We start from the raw sequence: 20,395 nt of genomic DNA, 5'->3' as shown, positions 1-20,395 counted from the left end.
TATAGTACTTGTAGATAAGAGAAATACATCTCTTACCTCTCCCCCTATAACATAATATTTTAATCCCCTTAAATAACACTCCTCCCCTGAGTGTTATTTTTTTTGCGCGCTCGATTCTTTATTAATTTCACAAATAATTCATGATTAGCAAATAAATACTTCATCATTATCTATTAATATATAACTTGTAGATGAGAGGAACAGAGAGTCCTTTTACTACATTCCCCCCTATAACACAAATAAATACATATAATAATCCCCTAGAAAAAAGACGCTTCCCCGGCGTCTTTTTTGTTATGCTGATTTTTGATTTTGGAGACGATGGGCATATTTTGATCAATCAATCGCCAAAAAAAAAGACAAATCCACTTTTAACAATGAATTTGTCTTATTTGCTTTATTCTAGATGATCATAAATTTCTTTATCCTACTTGGGTTTGACACCATAATGGATCGCCGCAGATTTCATCATGAAGGTGTGCACTCTGATGTTGATGAAGCCGGCATCTCGATACATTCTGACTAGTTTCTTGATGGAGACGAATTTGTTTACGGAATCGTCTAGATATTGGTACTCTTGCTTTCTTGAGGCGAATACTTTACCCATTGCTGGCATGATCTCGTTGAAATATAGTTTCCAGCCCCACTTTACTACTGGTGTATCTACTTTGAAGGCTTCCAGACAGATCAATTGGCCGCCTGGTTTTAGGATCCGACGGATCTCTTTTAATACTTTGTTGGCATCGGGGACATTTCTTAGGCCAAAACCGATGGTCACGACATCAAAGGTGTTGTCTGGATAATCTAGATCCATGGCATTGCCTTGCTTCAATTGGATGTTGTTCAATCCTGAAGCTGTGACTTTTTCTTGGCCCACTTTTAACATTTCGGAACTAAAGTCTAGGCCGATGATATGTGATTGAGGATATTTTTCAGCTAAAACAATGCTCCAGTCGGCTGTTCCGCAGCAAAGATCTAAAACATCCATTGGATGACCTTTGATCATGTCGGTAGCTTGAGCACGCCACTTGTTGTGAGTTCCCAGACTCATGATCGAGTTCAACTTGTCGTAGTTACCAGCGATCGAGTTAAAAACCTTTTGAACATCCTTTTCAGGGACCTTATTAGTTAAATTTGACATTGCATCCTCACCCTTACATTAAACGAAATAGTTATATACTATTATAAGTTAAAATCGCGGCGAACAGTTAACGATTTACTCAACAAATTTTTTATAAAAAATAAGGCTCCGTTTGGAAGCCTTATTAGTCTATTTTTCAACTTTTGGAACTAGTTTGAAGACGTATTGAATATCGCCAGTATCCTTATCGTGTAAGCCGAGATTGTCGCGAATAGAATCCGTCACTCGTTGCAATTCTGGCTCATCAACAGTCGTCATCTTTTGACCATCTACTTTAGCCTCTGTTCCATCTATAGAATCATTGGTTATCTTATTTCCAACGGAACGATAATTTTTAGCTAAAGTCTTCATGCGGTCAAAGGTCAGATCAGTTTTGATCTGTTCTGTAACTGAGTCGATCAGATCTTGATCAAATAAAGTTGAGACTTTTTTACTTTTTGAAACTAATCCTGTCAGAACTTGTCTTTGACGAGCTTGACGGTCTACTTCGTCACCTTGATGGGAGCGAACGTAGGCCATGACCTTTTCGCCATCCATGTGGGTATTTTCACCTGATTTAAAGGAGTAGCCATCAGCTGAAAAATCAGCCTTAGGAGTTACTTCGACTCCGCCCACTTTATTGATAGCTTTACTGATCCCCAGCATGTTGATCAACGCATAATAGTCGATAGGTATGTTCAAAAGCTTTTCTACGGACGGAATGGTGGTTTCAGTCCCCTTAACTGAATAAGCTGTACCGATCATTGTCGGCTTTTTAATATCAGACCCTGGAATCTCTTTCAGAGCTAGATCATGGGGAATACTTGTGATAGTGGTTTTATTAGTATTTGGATTCAAAGTGACGATCATCATACTGTTAGTATCGCCATCATAATTTCTCACCCAATCATCGGTATCGATCCCCATCAACAAAATCGAAATTGGTTTTTTATTATTTAAGCCAGATTGAACATCACGCTGCTTAGTCACACCTGAAGGTGCAAACGAGCTATCGGCAGAATTTTTAATACTACGATAACGCGTAATACCAAACGCAGCCCCGACCACAACAAGGAGCAGGACGATTATCAGACATACATTTCTGGCTGTATGCTTCTTCCTTTTTTTATTGTGCATATACTTTCCCTCTATAACTTTTACTAATAAATAAAAATATCTTTATTTATTATTTTACCCTTAACTTGAACTAAATGAATGATTATTTATTAGATTGTTCATAATTTATCTAATTTTTCAGGTGCATCATCCGTTGTAACTTTGAAACGATTCTTTTTCCTAAATATATCCGTTTGTACTTCGCCGATAATTTATTGGCCTGATCAATAAAGTACTGGATATCATTTTTGGCCAATGCTTCTTGATAATATTCAGGAACATCGTGACAAATCTTTTCTCTTTGATCCTGAATTCTTTTTCTATTCCAAGACAAGTTAGAGCTAGGTTTGATTCTTTTTTCCGGATACCATTCGTGATTTTTTTGCTTTTTAAACAAACGATAAGCTAATTCATATTTAGTATGTTTAAAATGAGAAGCTTGTGATCTGTAAATAGTTTTATCATCCACAACATCCACCGATAACTTATTATCTCTAATACCATCAGCAATGATTTTTTGAATAATAGGATTTCTGACGATCACAATGTTGTTACCCTTGCTATCTTGAGTGTACTCAGGTAACCAAGCATCACCTAAAGTTATGTCAGCGGTTTCATTCATGACGTCATCAGTGAAGTCGGAAGCTCTGACTTTAAAAAATCCTTGCCCCCAATCATTGCCGACTAGACCTCTCATTTCCCGGACGATGGTCTGTTCTTTGCCATCTACTTTTCCAGTCACCTCAATAGCATATCTATCAGCAGAATAATTAGTTTGTTTTTTTCTAAAATTGATTTTTTGTAAATCTCCAGGTTTGATCCCACATTGCCAAGCTAAAAACTCAGCAAACTTGGTAGATTTTTGATGTCCACATACTAAACCTACCGTGAATTTCAATCTTTCTTTGATAATTGGATCAATTTCAGCCAACAACCGTAGTTCCATAATAAAGCTCGGAAGTCCAACAATTGCATATCTTCCTGGGTTTTCCTTGAGTACATTGATGACTTCTGAGAATTCTACTGGATAGTATTTAGTCTTGGCACCACTTTTGACACCGTCTAAATTATTGGAAATGCTGTATTCAAATAATTTATCATCCTTATTTGACTCAACCACATTTATCACGAAATCAATTTCATTTTTTTCAAGTAATTGCGCTAAAATCCAAGTGCCGAAACCACCGGAACTTCCGTTGCTTCTGTAGTCACCTTCCGTAACATGTCCGACGTACAAATCTGAGTAATAACCCAGATCATCGTCATGCTTGATTCCTTTTACTTGGGAAAATAGTTTATTTGCGATATCTGATTCGTTTAAATCACTCGTTGACAAACATGACTGCTGCAACTTATTGATCTCGTCTTCAGTATATTGATATTGTTCATCTTTTTGATATGGGTGATACTCACCGTTTTTATCAAATTTCATTTCAATATTATCGTTCGCTACTGCCCAAGAACCGGTGCCGAAATCATATTTGTTTTTAACGACCTTGTCGTAAATATCTGCAAAATCATTCAAATATCAGTACTCCCTTCAATTATCTTTTAAAAAATCCTAACAAAAGCTGCTTTTCCGTATTATTGATCGTGAATTTAAGATAGAAAGCCACGTATATTGCTGAATAAACTAAACCAAAAATGACAAATCGAGTAAACGAATTTACTACGATACTATTTTGAACAAACATCAACGGGATAGTTGCTACAGCAAAAGGAACCAATATTTTCGTAGTCTCACTCCAGTAACGGCCTATTTCTAAGCCCATTTTTTTCGAATAGTACCAATTCATAGCAATTCCATTAGCACAAAGAATTGTGATCACATATCCCAATGAAGCACCGATCAAGCCAAAATAAATTGATCCAAAAATCGTAATAACAATGTTAACGACGGCAAAAATAACATAGACTATTGATCTAAAAATGTGCTTATTCATGGCTTTCTGGATTTCAATACCAACATTTTGACATAACGGAATAATTGACGGTAAAACCATAATTATAATCAAATAATATGCTTCAACATTTTCTGCACCAGCCCAAATTTGCACAAAGAATTTACCTACAACGATAAAACCACCTAGAACAAAGAAAAGCAAAGCCATCTGTATGCGGCCCACTTTAATCATCAAATCAGTTAGAACTGTTTTACTTTTGTCTAAATTAACTAATTGATTAACCCTTGGAACAAACACGTTTGATAATGACGATGACAGCATAAAGAACATATTTTTAATTTGAATGGCAATGGCAAAAGTGGCGACCATCTTAGCGCCCTGAAATATTCCTAAGATAAAATTGGGAACATTGTTGTTAACAAGATCAACGATTTGATTTAAAAAAATAAAAAACGAAAACAATCCAAGTTCTTTCAATAAAGAGAAATCTACATTGGTAAATTCAAAACGCATATTTAGCTTTCGAATACAGTAATTAACATTAATAATCAAAAACAAAATTGTCACTGAAATTTGCGTAATTGCAATTGAAAGAACTCCAACGCCAACTAAGATGAGTGGAACGCAGATAATAGGAACTAAAAATGTCTGCATCAATTGTCTACTTTGTTGAAAAATGAACTGTTCATTAACAGTGATATTAGAGTCAAAAACTGATGATATAAAAGTAATTGCAACATCGAATACCATAATTGCCATTAAATAGGTAGTCAATCTAATCTCAGATGCATTCAGGCTTCTTCCAAAAATAGATCCAGTATTTAATACTAATATTCCTCCAATAATCAGGGCAACAATACTAATACCACCAAATAGAATCAAATATAAACCATTTAGTTTTTTTAACCGATCATATTGCTTATTTACCTTGTATGTAATGTAAAACTTAACGTAAGCACTCGAGAATCCCATCGACAGGAGACTAAGACTGACCATTACCGAATTTGTCATTTGAAACAGCCCATAATTAGACTGTCCGACAAATCTAAGCAAAAAAGGAACATACAAAAAAGTAACCAAGTTCTTGGCGATAATATTTACATATGATAAAGCTGCACCAAGTTTCCTTTGATTACCCATTGATATCCTTTTCTACTCCTCTTAATGAATTTTCCAAAAACGAAAGTGATTCCTTTTTCCGATTATTTAGCAATTCCATTGCCTTGGAATAATCAATCAACTTTTTATTACCAGTTTTTGAATGCCATCTATCAGTCAAATCTAAATCTCCTAATAAGGTGTCAATCCGAGAATTCATGGAAGGGCCTTTAAAGTTTCGTTCAAACACTTCAAAATGCTTATTAAAAATAATAGAAAAGACAACCGCATGAAAAGAATCTGTGAATACTGCTTCTGTCTGACTGAAAAGATTTATAAACTCCGAAGGATCTGATTCCCACAATTTTTCGTCCTCACGAGATGACATTCTTTTAATAACATAATTATTGGCATCTGCATATTTCTGAATGTAGATAAAATCATCATCAGAAATGTAATCTAAGAAATAAACTATTATAAATTTTTCCAAGTATGGCTTTTTTGTCGAAATCTCTTGCCAGTCCTCTTTTGACAATAACAGCGTGGGATCTAAAACTACTTTAGCTCTATCCCCAATTAAACTTGAAACTATCTTTTTTCCAGAAGTCTCCCTAACAGAAATATAATCGATTCCTTCAAGGCCGGTTCTATAAAAATCACTTAAATTTTGTGGAATATCGTTAACACCAAAAGAGGCTGCATAACTAATTTTAGGCTTATTAGAATATTCAACAAAATCAAACTCAGAAAAACTGGGAAATGAATAATTCCATACCTGATCACTCCCTATGACATAACAATCGACATCTTTATCAAAATCAAAGTTATTAGTTCTTTCGTTAATTTCAAAATCAGATTCGTTGATATATTTCTTTGTAAAATTTAAAAAACTGACGGTTCTACGATAGTTTAATTTTCTTGTATGAGAAAAAAGTGATAAAAATTTTTTCAAAAATAAAATTAGATGTGAATTATATCCAAATTGTTGTCTGATTTTCTTTTTTAACTTTGTCTCACTACTGTTAGTAGTATTCCTAATTGTTATAACGTCATTATTCATCAATTCTAATGTATGTTGTAATGCATAATTCTGGAGCCTATTCCCATAATTTCCGTATCCTGTTAGAGTGCTTATGGCGATTTTCATTTTACAATTTAACCCCTTAATTTCGTAGTCATTGATTATATGAAATATAAAGACCGATTTTAAATATACGTCTGTTTCAAATTGTCATTACTTTTGTACTCTTTTAATTATCTTCAATACAAGTGCTGAAATTGTAAAACTGAAATTTGCCAATAGCAGAGTAATAAATTCTGTTTTACCAAGACAATACTTATTTAAATCAGTAATAACTTTTTCATTTCGATATTCCCTTTTGAATATTCGATACATTTTATGTTCTAAAAAAATTAATTTAGATGCAAATTCAATACGTGCAAATTGCTTTTTTATAACGATTAAATCGTTAAAATCAATTGGTAATAATTGTCCAATACGATCAAGGACTTCAAAGAAAGTTAATCGTGTTGGCATAAATGTATTTACTATCGAATCAGCTCTCAAATTATACACATAACAACAATCATCAATACTCATTATTTCCTTAACACCTAAGATGCAATCTACATTAAATAACATATCTTCTGAATAGTTAATATTCTCATCAAATCGCTTATTATTTATACTATATCTGCTAAATACTTTGTTCCAACAATAGCCAAGGCCCCCCGTACTAGAAAGTACGCTTTCGATGGCTTTATTCCGAGATATTCGTTTTCCTAAAAACGTTGACGAAACAGTATGAGGTGTTTGTGACTGCTTAGAAGATTCCAAATAATTGAAAAACAAAATATCGACACTTTTATTTTTCAACAAAATTTCATGTAATTTAATCATCGTCCCATTCATCCAATAATCATCTGAATCCATAAACATCACATATTTTCCAACCACAGTGTCTAAACCCAAGTTTCGTGCTGCGGAAACGCCCTTGTTAGTTTGCCGTAATATTTTTATAAAACGATATTCTTTAATGTATTTCGAAACAACCTCAACAGAATCATCAGTCGAACCATCATCAACTAGTATTATTTCAAAGTCACTAAATTTTTGGATCAGAATAGAATCGATGCACTTCTCAATATATTGGGAAGAATTAAACATTGGTATTAGAATGCTAAAGAATGGTCGAACTAATTCCATATATTCTCCTTATTACTGAATATTTCATTTTTTAATTAGGCTTATTCTATTTGTGCATAATTTGGAGTATCGATAATTCTTATATATTGTTTGGATATTGCATCAATATTTAATTTCTTTTCCAATAACTCAGTTGATACATTAAAATCATTAATGTGATCCACACCGTATAAAATCCCATCATAAATGTTTCTGCATAAAATTCCATTATTAAAAACTTGGATATCATCCTTTAATGGGACATTGTAATCTACATTTTCTAAATTGAATAAAATTTCACGGGGTCCACAATAAATATCCTCAGAAATTACTGGAGTTCCAACTATTAAACTTTCCAAAATAACATTTGAAAATCCCTCACTATTGGAATCAAGCAGTAAGAAATCAGATTCTGACATTAATTGATGTACATTTTTTATAAATCCCAAAAAGTGAATGTTCTTTTCAATACGAAGGGTTACAGCAAGTTCTTTAAGTGCTTTCGCTTCTTCGCCATCTCCGGCAATCCATAAATCAACTTTATAACCCTTTGAAACCACTTTCTGTACTTGCTTAATTAAATTATCTATTCTTTTAGATTTCTCCAATCTAGATACTGCCACGAGATTAATGTTAGAATTTCGAACATTATTATCAATAGATAATTTTTTGCCATCAAATCGATAAGGATTATATATCGTAGAAACATTATTTAAACCATATTCATGGTTCAAATCATCTTTAATTCCTTGAGAAATTCCAATTACCTTAAATGCTTTTTTAAAAAATGTTTTTAGCGATAAATCAAATAACTTTCCAGACAAACCAAGTTGCTTATTTTCCACAGATTCAATACTGTGAATCGTACAAATGGACTTTGTTTTAGTGTTTTGTGAAATGATGTTTAACATTCCAGCCAAAACACCATAAGAAATGACTGCTTTATAGTTATTCTGTTTTTTTAATTTTCGCAATTTGAAAGCAAAGAATAGTTTTTGAAAATATTTTTGAACTTTAAATCTATGTTCTTCACCCAATTTAATTACTTTGGAATTATACGTATCGAATTGAATTGATCTATTAGATTTTATCAAGATAATATCAACAGCATATTTTTTCGATAATCCAGACAATAGATTAGACGCAACGACAGGCATACCACCTTCTTCAAAATCAGGTAATAACATCGCAATTTTATCCATAACAATTACCCCATTAATAATCCAATATGTTTTATTCTTGTGTTAATGTTTTAGACTATTCTTTATTCTGTTATAAGTTCCATCGCCAAAAAGACAATCTATAGTCTTTCTTGCCCTTATTTTGTATTTTGTTGAATATTTACTAAATTTAGGATGTTTCTTCCAGCTTGAGTCATAGTGATGAATTGAAATAGTCTTATCTGTTATTGTTGTTTTCCCTGTTTCTAATGACTGTGGACAAAAAACATCCGTAGCAAAGATTGCAATTCTAGATTGATCAAAATATTGTGTCCTATCTTAATCAATTAATCCAAGATTATCAAAAACTGGTTCTGAATATTCCAGACATGTTTTTAAATTTTCCTTTTTTCCATCAAAGAAGATCTGATTTTTATATTGCTTCATCATCTCACTAAGAATTTTTGTTTTTTTTTCAGATCCAAAGCCTAACCCAGTAGCAACTTTCCCAGCTTCCTCTAAACCAAAATAAGAATCATATTTTAAAAATCCGTCTAATGGTTTAATTAGTTCTATATCTGTGTCTAAATAGATACCGCCATATTTATATACAATGTCTAACCGGGCATAGTCTGATACAAATGCATATTTTTTTCGTTCATAAGCCTGTGAAACGTAATCATTTATATGAACATCAAAATTCTTTTCGTTCCACTGAATGATTTCATAATCAGGACAATATTTTTTCCAAGATGCAATGTTTCTTTGGATTTTACTTGGTAAAGGCTTTCCACCAAACCAGCAATAATGTATTTTCCTTGGTATCATTTCTTTCTCCTAATCATTTGAAATTCTTTGACTATTTTCTGACAAATATATAATTAATGGCAAAATCAATTCAAACTTAAACAAAATTGTTTCTGTCACTGCACAAAAATAAAGTGCCATTAACACGATAAATATTCTGAAATTCACTTTATGGCTAAATATTAACCTCCACATAGCCATCAAATATCCTACGAAAGTTATCAATCCCTTTGATAAAAACATTTGTAAATAACCGTTATCAAACATTTCACTTTCTAGAGATGAATTTCCAAAAAGAGTTATTCCTGATGAGTCAAAGAATTGCCTATATAGCACTGGTCTTCCAGATAAATGAAGATTTAAAAATTCGTTATTCGAATATATGATTAACAAACTACTGGCTAAAAGTAAAAATAGTGGGCTTAGGGCTAAGATTGATTTCATCGATTTAGAGATTGGATTATTCAATCTTTTATTCCAAATTAACATTGCTACCAAAGCTACCATAATCATGTAGAATTCTGTTCTACTTTTAGTTAGATAAAAGAGAAAACTAGTTAGTACCATTAATAATAGATAAACAAATCTCTTCTTTTTAAGAATCAATAATAATGAAAAACACAAACCAACATACTCAACCATAAAAATGTTTGGGTGTGCAAATCCCAAAGATTTCCGAGTAACAAATCCGTCAACTCTCCACATCATTACATCGTGTACTCCATTATTGAACAAATAATACTTACCCACAATAAAAAGCATAAAAAATAAGTAAATCACGAAATAATAAAGTAGTAGTTTATCGCATTTTAAATTGTCGAAACATATCATCAACATAATCAATACAGCTGGTGCCATCAAAGAAAAATCTTTAGCTAACACCGTACTAAACATTGATAACGCAATAACAATCCAGTCTATCGTCTTGACCTTTACGTCCTTTGCCAACAACAAAAGAAACATTGCCAATACCACTATCAACGAAAAATATTTATTCAAAACATTTGCAGCATTATACCCAAACAATACCGGTACAAATACTAGCAATAACAATGAAGTGATTAATGGGACACTAATAACATAATCATATTTGCTTTGTCTTACCATTTTATTCTCGTTAACCATGTTTATTACTTATGTTCATCTTTTTAATTTCATTCTCGAAGTTCAAAATAAATTGATCATTGTTTGATGACATTGACGTGTCCTCTTCCTTTTTATTGATCACCTCTGCTAGATCATCTAAATTTTCTGCAATTAAGATGCCATAGCCTTTTTTCTAACTTCCTGAGCAAAAACTAGTTGATGATCATTAACATGTTCATCATATTTCTTTTGTCTTGGAACTACTATAGTTTTTTTGCCTAAAGATAAAGATTTCATGAACGTTGCTGGACCGCCGTGACAGATTACGGTTGTTGCTTCTTCCATATAGTGATTCATTTCTTCGGATGATAAAAACTTGCTCCATTTATAATGCTTTGGTTCATACGTGGAATAACCTATTTGGGCGAACATTTCATCTTGGATCAGCTTATTTTCAACCATTTCGTCCAACTTTTTTATTAATCGATTGAATGGTTGTTCGTGGGTCCCTACTGTGACGAATATCATTAGAAGATACCCCCTAAATTGACTGCTTTTGGATAAACTTGTTTCATTTCTTCCCATTGAACGACAAATAAGTCAGTGATGGGATAAACTAATTTACCAGTCAACGTTGGTTTATCTATTCTGTCGAATACCTCGATATAAACTGTTTTGGCACCAAATAATTTACCTATATAGAAAAAGGGAACGGCAACAGCTGCACCTGATGAGATGATTAAGTCTGGTCGTTCTTTTTTTAATACTTTAATAGCAAGAAAAGTATTTTTTATTAAATTTTTGATGTTACGGTTCGTTGGGTAGTAACAATTGTATTTCTTTTCTTCTTTTAAAAGGCTATTGGCATCTTCTTTATCAAATGTGACCCAAAATCGATCTTTATCGTTCCAAAATTTTTTCAACAAATATAAATGGGTCAAGTGTCCGCCACTAGACCCAACTAAACAAACTTTCATAATGTCACCTCTTAGTAAGCTGCATTAGGATGAATAAACACAGCCACTGTCTTGAATAAGACATAAATATCAAACAAAAATCCGCATTTTGCTATGTACTGCAGATCCATTTCTACCATTTCGTGGAAGCCTACTGCGTTACGGCCACTGATTTGCCATAAGCCAGTACAACCTGGTTTGACGATCAATCTCAATAGATCGTGGTCAGTATACTTTTCCACTTCGTATGGCAATGGTGGTCTTGGTCCTACTAAGCTCATGTTTCCACGTAGGACGTTGAACAGTTGTGGTAGTTCGTCGATGCTATATTTACGAATGAAGGCACCCACTTTGGTTACCCGTGGATCTTCCTTCATTTTGAACATGGCACCTTCGATTTCGTTTTTATCGAGCAATTCTTTTAAGCGTTCATCGGCGTCAACGGTCATTGAACGGAATTTGTACATTTTGAATGGTTTCTTATTTTTTCCGATTCTAGTTTGTGAGTAAAAAACTGCACCGGCGGAGTCTTCTAGTTTGATGGCGATCGCTACGATCAAGAATAGTGGTAATAACAATATTAATCCCAACAAACTCGCAACGAAGTCAAATGATCGTTTTACTATTTTATAAAAACATTTTTCCCTGTGATAGCTAAACTTTATGTTATCGCTTTTATGTCTGTCGTTTGTATAATCCATCATAATCCCCTCTCAACAGATGTACCTATATCCCTAAAACAACCAAAATCGCTTTTTCTTAGGTACCTTTGTTATTTTTTTAATATTCATTTGCACAACATCGTCGCCATTGATGATGTTTTTGGCATTTTCATTGAACAATTCAGCTTTGTCTGGTCCTTCTTCTGCGGCTAACTTTGAAAAAGCTTCTTTCATCAAGAATCTTCTCCCCTCAAAGTTATGAGCATCCGAAGCAAAGATGTAGCCTTGGTTAGCTTTAACTATTTTTTCCGTCAGTTGTTGGACTTTTGATCCAAAAACGCCTAGATAACTGCTGGCTGTTAGTTGGGTCAAGCATCCCATTTTGACTAAGTCATATAACTTATTTGGATCTTTTTGAAAGCCTGCGTTGCGCTCCGGATGAGCTAGCACTGGGGTGATTCCTTGTGCTCGCAGGTCAAATAACATCCTGTTTGTATATTCGGGAACTCCACTATGCGGGAGTTCTATCAATAAATACCGGTTGCTTTCATCCATAAATAAGACGTCTCCAGCGACAATTGCTTGTGGTAGTTGTCCAGTTAAATGGACTTCTTGTCCTGGAAAAACTGTTAATGGTATTTGATTCATTTGTAAAGCTTGTTGAAAAACAGCCGTTTGCTCGATCACGTCTTGACGATGATTCAGATATGCTCCATCCATATGATGTGGCGTCAATAAAACGTGACTGATGTCTTCACTGACAGCGGCTTTTGCTAAATCTAGAGCCATTTGCATATCTTTTGCCCCATCATCCACTCCGGGTAAAATATGACAATGCAAGTCGATCAATTTCACTTCTTATAAGCTCCGTAATATCCGCCGTACTTGCTAGAACTAGTTTCCGTGACACGATTCATCACAAATCCCAGGATATTAGCATGAACTGTTTCCAGTAACTGCTTAGCACGAATGACGTCAGATTTTTTGGCAATTCCTTGAGGAACTACTAAAATCACGCCATCGACCATGCTGGCTAACACTTGTGAATCAGTTACGGCATTGACTGGTGGTGCATCTAAGATCAGTAGATCAAATTGACTACTTAATCGGTTCAACAGATCCTTGGTCCGAACACTTCCGAGCAATTCAGATGGGTTTGGTGGAATCGGTCCACTAGTAATGACGAACAAATTATCGATCATCGTTCTTTGAACAACATCTTCCAAACGAACGCTTCCAGATAAGTAATTCGACAAACCATAAGTGTTGTTGAGATTAAAAGTCTTATGCATGATCGGACGACGTAAGTCAGCATCGATCAGGAGAACTCGGTCACCTTGTTTAGCTTGAGTTACCGCCATATTATTACTGACAGTTGATTTACCTTCTGAACGTGCAGATGAGGTAAACAAAATTGATTTCAGCTTTTTATCAACTGACGAGAATTGAATATTAGTCCGAATAGTCTTGAATTGCTCGGACACGTTACTCATAGGATCGTTGTAAGTAACTAAGCCAACACCGTGTTTTAAACTGTAATTATCGATCTTCTTCTTTTTACTCTTAAATAATCCCATATCAGCTATACCCTTCTGTGACCGCCTACGTCATGACTGTGGACAGCTCTGGCACGTCCATTTTTGGATTGAGCTGCTTTTTCAATTTCTACTTGGTCGATTTCGTCAACTATTCCTAAACTAGTCAAGCCCAAATCTTTGGTCAAAAAGTCTTCTGTCGTAACAGTCTTATCGGTGATCTCACGAATGAATGCTAGAACGATACCGAGAAGTAGACCTAAAGCAATCCCTGCTAGCAAGTTCAAAGGTTTCTTAGGACTGACTGGATTGTGATTTGGCGTTGCAGTAGAAACAATCGAAACGTTATTGATACTCATGATCTTGACGATTTTTTTCTTAAAGACCTTGGCAGTGTAATTTGCCATCGCAGCAGCTGTCCCCGGATCATCCGAAGTAGCTGTCACTGAAAACACTTGTGAATCTTGTGAATTCTTAATAGCCAAAGAATCCTTCAAAGCCCCCATCGAACCAGGATATCCTGGATACTGCTTGATTTCTTTATTGACGCTATTTAAAACCGTGGGACTAGTAATAATATCTTTATAGGTACTGATCATTTGGACATCGGCCTGAACCTGTTGGAACTGAGCACTTTGCATATCAGCTGAAAGCTTTCGATTGACCAGGATCTCAGTTGTTGCGCTGTACTTAGGCGTCATTACGAAAAATGTGATAAACACCGAAGCAATAAAGACAACAATAGTTGTTCCAAAAATTGCGCGGACATGTTTTCGTAAAATGCTCCAAATTTGTACCATACTAATTGTTTGTTCTGATTCCACGTTCCCCTCCGAAATATGTAAAAAAAACTTTCACATGATATATGCTATGGCATATGAATTGAATTTTAATCGCACTGTACATTGTATGAAGTTTTTTGTAACATTACAACGGTTTTTTAATAATTATGAATTAAAATTTTCTTTGATGCACCTAAGACAGCTAAATGAAATAATAATCATTAAAAAAATCACCAAAAATGATCAATCAAAGATTAAAAAGAAATCCAAAATCCCGAATAAAAGCTTGTGAAATTCACAAACCAAATCCACCAAATCAAATTTGATCACCCGATAAAAAAAGGCAATCACAAGACAAAATCGCCATTCAATTTATCAAAAATTTACTAACAAAAGAAAATTTTTGATGAAAGCGCCACAAATCGGCAAAAGCTTATGCCACAAAAATCCATAAAATGGGAAGAAAAATCCGAAAATAAAAGAAAAAAACTCAAATTCCAATAAATCTATCCAAATAATTTAGAAAAGACAGGTAATATATAGTCCCGCATCGACAAAAAAATACCACCATCACCTATCCATCTTAATTACCAATAAAAAAACAATCGATGATTTACACAACAAAAAATCAACAAGATAGGAAGAAAAAGTAAAAATCGTAAGAACGATTAAAGCGGGAGTATATCCAAACTAACCAAAGCAACCTAGCAGGAAAAGAATAAGTACCGTACCCACCCCACCAGAATGCGATTTTTATACAATCTTAGGTTCTGCGGGAGGGTGGAGGGAATTAGCCGTCAGCCGCGAAATTTTCGTTTGCACGGCATGGGCCGTGCTTACGAAAAGGTCAAGCTTTGAGATGTCCAAGGCGGTCTTCCTTGGATAGCTCAAAGTTGGCCCGCAGCGTTCCACGGCTCAATTCCCGGAACCCTCCCGCAGAACCGGCAGTGAACCACCCAAACAAACTACTACCACAATTGACATCCCACTAAAAATCGAATATCATTAAGAAAATCGCATAACCTTTAATCTTAGTCCCGCGAGGCTAATAAGGAACACCAAAGTCTTTTATTTCGGCACAATCACGGGATAAAGGACTATTTTTTTGCAAAAAAACGTTATAGGGGGCACCACCATTGGAAACAAACGACAAGAACTACCGTAATCCCGAAGCGGTCTTAGACCTGTACGAACGTCCACCGCTAGCCAGTTGGCCGCTTTTATCACTACAGCATCTCTTCTCAATGTTCGGCGCGACCGTTTTAGTTCCACTACTCGTTGGACTTGATCCAAGTATTGCCTTGTTCAGTTCCGGTATCGGAACTATCTTGCACATCTTGATCACCAAAGGTCGGATCCCGGCCTACATGAGTTCCAGTTTTTCCTTCATCGTTCCCTCCGTTGCCTTAATGAAGACGGCTGGTTATGCCGGAGTCGCTCAAGGTACCATCGCCGTTGGTTTAGTTTACTTGATCATCGCAACGATCGTTGGCTTTGTCGGTTCTGACTGGATCGACCGTGCCCTACCACCAATCGTCGTTGGTCCGATTGTTATCGTCATCGGTTTGTCTGTTGCTGGATCAGCCGCTGACAACGCCATGCTCAATGGAAAAACTTACGACTTGAAATACTTTGGTATTGCCATCTTTACACTATTAGTCACCGTCTTATTCAACATGTACCTCAAAGGCTTTTGGAGCAACATTGCTATCCTACTCGGAATCGTCTGTGGTTATGCCCTGTCTGTGGCGTTAGGAATCGTTGATTTTTCAAAAGTAGCTTCAACGCCTTGGTTCAGATTGCCTGCGTTCGAATTTCCTTACATTAGTTACACACCTAAACGGATCTATTGGGATGCGATACTGAGTTTTGCTCCGATCGCTTTCGTTACGATGGCCGAGCATTTAGGACACATCATGGTCTTGGATGAATTGACTCATCGAAACTTCTTCAAAAATCCGGGACTTCATCGGACTCTAGCTGGTGATGGTACAGCTTCAATCTTCGCCGGGTTAGTTGGTGGTCCACCAATCACTTCTTACGGTGAAAACATTGGTGTTATGGCCGTTAACAAGATCTTCAGTGTTTACGTCATCATCGGTGCTGCCGTCTTTGCTGCCTTGTTCGGTTTCGTCGGCAAAATAAGTGCCTTGATTCAAACCATCCCCGGACCAGTCATTGGTGGAATCAGTTTCGTTCTCTTCGGAGTTATCGCTTCGAGTGGATTACGGATCCTAGTTGATAACAAAGTCGACTTCAACCGCAAACGAAACTTGATGATCGCCTCAGTTATCCTCGTAATTGGTATCGGAAATGCCTATTTAAAAATCGGTACTTTCCAGTTCACCGGTATTGGTGTCGCAACCGTAATGGGAATCTTATTGAATCTCATCTTACCTCGTGAAGCATTGTCAGAAGAATAATAAAAAGAGTGCGGATGGCAATCGTTCAGCTACCGAGGATTTAGGGACTATCAGCACTAGAGTTGCGCGAAGCGTGACTCGCTGATAGTTGCTAAACCGGAGGTCGCTATTGCCAGTAGCACGTTTCCATAAAAAACAGAACCCCCGTACGATGCGGCTTTTTGCATCGATACGAGGGTTCTTTATTTTAAAAAATTATTTATCCAATAAATTGTGTTTAACTAGATAATCGTGTGCCACGACACTAGCTTTTTTATTCTTAACTGAGACTTGATAGTTCATTTTTTGCATATCTTCAACTGATATCTTACCCTTCAGTCGATTCAAACTCTTGACGACCTGAGGATTTTTTTCAGCAAAATCACTATTCATCAATGGGGCTCCTTGATATGGTGGGAAGAAATGCTTGTCGTCTTTTAGAACGACTAAATTATATTCTTGAACTTGGGGATCAGTCGTATAACCGTCGACCAAGTTGACCCGTTTGTTGGCAATCGCCTTGTAACGTAAACTTGGTTCCATCCGATTTACTTCAGAAAAGTTCAAGTTATATTTCTTCTTCAAGCCTAAGTAACCATCTTGTTGATTCGAAAAATCAGGATCGAAGGCTGCTTTGACTTTGTCATTTACTCGTTCTAAATCACTTAACTTAGTAACGTGATACTTCTTCGAAAATTCTTGAGTGACCGCAAGATCGTAGCCATTCTCGTATTCCATTGGTTCCAAGAAAGTCATTTTTTCTTGCTTGGCCAACGTGGTCTTAGCTATATGATAAATCTTCTTAGGATCTTTTGGTGTCTTCTTATCATAATCGACCAGTGATTCCAAAACTGTTCCGGTAAACTCAGGATAAATGTCGACTTGGTTTTTCTTCAAAGCCTTGAACAAGAAAGTCGTACCACCGAAATTAGGTTTCAAAGTCACATGAGCATTAGGTTGATCTTGTTGGATCAAATCTTTATACATATTCATCAAGATCTCTGGCTCACTACCTAATTTTCCGGCGATCGTGATGTTAACCGGTTGTGGTTTGACTGCTTGATAAACTTGGTTGCCACCGATACCTAATAAGAACAAGAGGACTACGATACCACCACCGTAGATCCTTTTTTTCGATGAACCCATGTACTTCAACAGACCACTGAAAATAAAGGCTAGTAAAGCTGATAACACACCACCGATGACTAAGTAGTAGTTATTGTTTTGCTGGATACCGAGCATGATGTAATCACCAAGACCACCGGCACCAATGAAAGCAGCTAAGGTAGCTGTACCGATGATCATAACTAAGGCGATTCTAATTCCGGAAATGATCATTGGTAGAGCTAAAGGAAATTCCAAACGTTGCAGTCGTTTCCACTTCGACAAACCGAAAGCCACAGCAGCTTCTTCTAAGTTAGGATCAATATTAGTCAATCCTGAATAAGTATTTTGATACAACGGCATAATGGCATACATCGTTAAAGCTACCACGGCAGGAACTGTACCAATACCTACTAATGGGATCAGTAATCCTAACAATGCCAAACTAGGGATAGTTTGGATTATCCCAGCAATTTGCAAACCGATCTCACCGAATCGGCGGTGATTTCTTAGCCAAATAGCTAAGGGGATCGCGATCAACATGGCGATCAACAGTGAAATGAAGGAAATCTGGATGTGTTGCAACAACGATTTGAGAATTTCTCCTCGTTGCTCAACGATCGTCTGCATTAATACTTTCATTAGTGAACGCCCCCTTCTTCACTCAAATAAGCCAGCAATTTTTGCGAAGTCATGGAATAACCGGCTTTTTGATATTGAAAATCAAGTTGGGTTTGTTGCGTCAATAACTTCATCAATTCCTTGAAGTTGTCAATAACCGGCAACTGTTCGTTGAAATCGATTTTCTTCAGAGCATTCGAAGCCACCAAAAAGTCCATATCCCACCAGTGAGGCGTTTTGATGTCAAAAAATTGACGAACGAAATCCGTGGCAGGATGTTGCATGATATCGTGCGGTGTCCCGACTTGCTGGATCTCCCCCTTATTCAAAACAGCGATACGTTGTCCCATTCTTAAGGCTTCTTGCATGTCGTGGGTCACGAAAACGATGGTCGTTTTGTATTGTTTGTGCAATTTCAAAACGAGATCTTGCGACTTTTTCCGTAAAACCGGATCCAGAGCACTGAAGGATTCATCCATCAAAATCAGACTAGGTTCAGTCGCTAAAGCCCGAATGATGGCGATCCGCTGTTGTTGACCACCAGATAGTTCGGCCGGCATCCGTTTGGCGTACTTTTTCGGGTCGAGTTCAACGGACTCAAGTAATTCGGCTGCCCGTTTATGGCGTTTGGCTTTGGAAACACCCTTTTGTTCCAACTGAATGGCAATGTTATCTTCAACATTTAGATTAGGGAAAAGGCTGCTATCCTGAAGAACATAGCCCATGTCCAAGCGTAATTTTTGCACGTCATATTCTTTGATCTTGCGGTCTTCAAAGTAAACATCCCCATCGGTCGGCACCGTCAGTTTGTTCAACATCCGCAGCAAGGTAGTCTTCCCGCTACCACTTGGGCCTACTAAGACGAAGAGTTCCCCGTCATCGATCTTCAAGTTAACATCATGCAAAATCGTATTTGGACCATACTTCATCCCGATGTTCTTATAAGTTATCAATTAATTTCCCCCTCTCTAAAATCCACATATATTAATAATAAATATCTTCGAACTTTTTAACAAAAAATCAGCATTCTAATATCTTATGTTGAGTGTACAACACTCGCCGGCAATATTCCGAACAATTCCTAATTAACTTTTTGCGCTCACCTATCGTACAATATTAATATCAATAGGAGGATCTCATGGATAACGCCGATTTAAAAATACTCAAAGAACTCAACCGCAATTGTCGAATCACAAAAACGGAACTAGCAAAAATCGTCAACATGACTCCTCCAGCCGTTAACACACGGATCGAACAGCTTGAAGCCGAAGGGATTATTGAACGGTATACGATCAAGGTCAACCTGGATAAAATGGGTTATTCTCATCAAGTCTTCATCGAAACGCAGATGGAATATTTTAGTCATGAAAAATACCTTAAATTTATTCACGAACAACGAAATTACATTCGTCACCACTACAAAATTTCTGGTCAGATGAACTATATGATCCATGGGGCTTTTCATACTAGTGGAGAGCTCAATGATTTTTTGGAAAAATTGAATAAGTATGCTAACTATGAAGTTTTGGATGTTATTTCAGAGTTGTTTTAACAACTAATTAAGTGTAGAGAAATTGATTTGAAAACTGAATGGAGAAAATAAAGTATTTGTTCTAAATAATTTATTTTTTAAAGTTATTATTTTTGTTGGTGGATATCATCGCATCGATTAATATTTTCTTTTTAAAATGAAAAAGCTCCAACATCGTTTTGCGCTGGTCCCTGTCAAGTTGACATTTGAAATAATATAAAAATTGAATACTTCTTAAATGGCCATTCTCCTGTATTCCGCAGGGGTATGGCCATTTATTGTTTCTGATCTATCTACATGATTAAAATAGTAGATCCCTTCTTTGA

At 36.0% G+C, this 20,395-nt stretch carries 19 protein-coding genes; 2 read left to right on the top strand and 17 right to left on the bottom strand.

The window, feature by feature from the left end; translation table 11 throughout:
* Positions 1 to 427: 427 nt before the first annotated feature.
* The 15 genes from EKM69_RS05155 to EKM69_RS05085 form a co-directional block, all read right to left on the bottom strand.
* Positions 428 to 1,141 carry a demethylmenaquinone methyltransferase gene (locus EKM69_RS05155; protein ID WP_125708815.1) on the bottom strand — a complete coding sequence of 238 codons (714 nt, stop codon included), beginning with the start codon at positions 1,139 to 1,141 and terminating at the stop codon, positions 428 to 430.
* Between the two features lie 129 nt (positions 1,142 to 1,270).
* Positions 1,271 to 2,257 carry an LCP family protein gene (locus EKM69_RS05150; RefSeq protein ID WP_125708813.1) on the bottom strand — a complete coding sequence of 329 codons (987 nt, stop codon included), beginning with the start codon at positions 2,255 to 2,257 and terminating at the stop codon, positions 1,271 to 1,273.
* Positions 2,258 to 2,366: 109 nt separating this feature from the next.
* The gene (locus EKM69_RS05145) at positions 2,367 to 3,761 is read right to left on the bottom strand and encodes a Coenzyme F420 hydrogenase/dehydrogenase, beta subunit C-terminal domain (RefSeq protein ID WP_125708811.1); all 1,395 of its coding nucleotides are present in this window, start codon (positions 3,759 to 3,761) and stop codon (positions 2,367 to 2,369) included.
* A gap of 19 nt (positions 3,762 to 3,780) precedes the next feature.
* Positions 3,781 to 5,280: a lipopolysaccharide biosynthesis protein gene (locus EKM69_RS05140; RefSeq protein WP_125708809.1), complete on the bottom strand. Its 1,500-nt coding sequence runs from the start codon at positions 5,278 to 5,280 to the stop codon at positions 3,781 to 3,783.
* Entirely contained in the window at positions 5,273 to 6,385 is a 1,113-nt protein-coding gene (locus EKM69_RS05135) for a polysaccharide pyruvyl transferase family protein (protein WP_125708807.1), read from the bottom strand. The genes EKM69_RS05140 and EKM69_RS05135 overlap by 8 nt, the downstream gene beginning before the upstream one ends.
* Before the next feature lie 87 nt (positions 6,386 to 6,472).
* Positions 6,473 to 7,444, bottom strand: a complete 972-nt coding sequence (locus tag EKM69_RS05130; protein WP_125708805.1) for a glycosyltransferase family 2 protein — start codon at positions 7,442 to 7,444, stop codon at positions 6,473 to 6,475.
* A 41-nt stretch (positions 7,445 to 7,485) separates the two neighbouring features.
* Positions 7,486 to 8,625 carry a glycosyltransferase gene (locus EKM69_RS05125; protein WP_125708803.1) on the bottom strand — a complete coding sequence of 380 codons (1,140 nt, stop codon included), beginning with the start codon at positions 8,623 to 8,625 and terminating at the stop codon, positions 7,486 to 7,488.
* Between the two features lie 297 nt (positions 8,626 to 8,922).
* Positions 8,923 to 9,411 carry a glycosyltransferase family 32 protein gene (locus EKM69_RS05120; protein WP_225423841.1) on the bottom strand — a complete coding sequence of 163 codons (489 nt, stop codon included), beginning with the start codon at positions 9,409 to 9,411 and terminating at the stop codon, positions 8,923 to 8,925.
* 9 nt (positions 9,412 to 9,420) lie between these two features.
* The gene (locus EKM69_RS05115) at positions 9,421 to 10,515 is read right to left on the bottom strand and encodes a hypothetical protein (RefSeq protein WP_125708801.1); all 1,095 of its coding nucleotides are present in this window, start codon (positions 10,513 to 10,515) and stop codon (positions 9,421 to 9,423) included.
* Positions 10,516 to 10,647: 132 nt separating this feature from the next.
* The gene (locus EKM69_RS05110; protein ID WP_125708799.1) at positions 10,648 to 11,004 is read right to left on the bottom strand and encodes a glycosyltransferase; all 357 of its coding nucleotides are present in this window, start codon (positions 11,002 to 11,004) and stop codon (positions 10,648 to 10,650) included.
* Positions 11,004 to 11,453, bottom strand: coding sequence for a PssD/Cps14F family polysaccharide biosynthesis glycosyltransferase (gene pssD, locus EKM69_RS05105; RefSeq protein WP_125708797.1), 450 nt, complete (start codon positions 11,451 to 11,453; stop codon positions 11,004 to 11,006). Before pssD ends, EKM69_RS05110 begins: the two co-directional genes overlap by 1 nt.
* A gap of 11 nt (positions 11,454 to 11,464) precedes the next feature.
* On the bottom strand, positions 11,465 to 12,133 hold the full coding sequence (locus tag EKM69_RS05100) for a sugar transferase (RefSeq protein WP_125708979.1): 669 nt from the start codon (positions 12,131 to 12,133) through the stop codon (positions 11,465 to 11,467).
* 33 nt (positions 12,134 to 12,166) lie between these two features.
* Entirely contained in the window at positions 12,167 to 12,949 is a 783-nt protein-coding gene (locus EKM69_RS05095) for a tyrosine-protein phosphatase (protein WP_125708795.1), read from the bottom strand.
* Entirely contained in the window at positions 12,946 to 13,671 is a 726-nt protein-coding gene (locus EKM69_RS05090) for a CpsD/CapB family tyrosine-protein kinase (protein ID WP_125708793.1), read from the bottom strand. Before EKM69_RS05090 ends, EKM69_RS05095 begins: the two co-directional genes overlap by 4 nt.
* A 5-nt stretch (positions 13,672 to 13,676) precedes the next feature.
* Positions 13,677 to 14,453 (bottom strand): YveK family protein, encoded by a 777-nt coding sequence (locus EKM69_RS05085; protein WP_125708792.1) that lies wholly within the window; start codon positions 14,451 to 14,453, stop codon positions 13,677 to 13,679.
* A 1,094-nt stretch (positions 14,454 to 15,547) separates the two neighbouring features.
* On the opposite strand from EKM69_RS05085, the gene EKM69_RS05080 reads away from it, so the two are divergent.
* A complete protein-coding gene (locus tag EKM69_RS05080; protein WP_125708790.1) occupies positions 15,548 to 16,834 on the top strand; it encodes a uracil-xanthine permease family protein in 1,287 nt (428 codons plus the stop codon).
* 195 nt (positions 16,835 to 17,029) lie between these two features.
* Here EKM69_RS05080 and EKM69_RS05075 read toward each other — a convergent pair whose 3' ends face one another.
* The gene (locus EKM69_RS05075; protein WP_125708788.1) at positions 17,030 to 18,559 is read right to left on the bottom strand and encodes an ABC transporter permease/substrate-binding protein; all 1,530 of its coding nucleotides are present in this window, start codon (positions 18,557 to 18,559) and stop codon (positions 17,030 to 17,032) included.
* Entirely contained in the window at positions 18,559 to 19,491 is a 933-nt protein-coding gene (locus EKM69_RS05070; protein ID WP_125708785.1) for an ATP-binding cassette domain-containing protein, read from the bottom strand. The genes EKM69_RS05075 and EKM69_RS05070 overlap by 1 nt, the downstream gene beginning before the upstream one ends.
* Positions 19,492 to 19,676: 185 nt before the next feature.
* On the opposite strand from EKM69_RS05070, the gene EKM69_RS05065 reads away from it, so the two are divergent.
* Positions 19,677 to 20,090: an Lrp/AsnC family transcriptional regulator gene (locus EKM69_RS05065; protein WP_125708783.1), complete on the top strand. Its 414-nt coding sequence runs from the start codon at positions 19,677 to 19,679 to the stop codon at positions 20,088 to 20,090.
* The last annotated feature ends 305 nt before the right edge of the window (positions 20,091 to 20,395 follow it).

Origin of the sequence: Companilactobacillus zhongbaensis (genome assembly GCF_003946515.1) — a bacterium.
Classification (GTDB): domain Bacteria; phylum Bacillota; class Bacilli; order Lactobacillales; family Lactobacillaceae; genus Companilactobacillus; species Companilactobacillus zhongbaensis.
The sequence above is the reverse complement of the archived record's forward strand: the minus strand, read 5'-3'. Positions and strand labels throughout refer to the sequence as shown.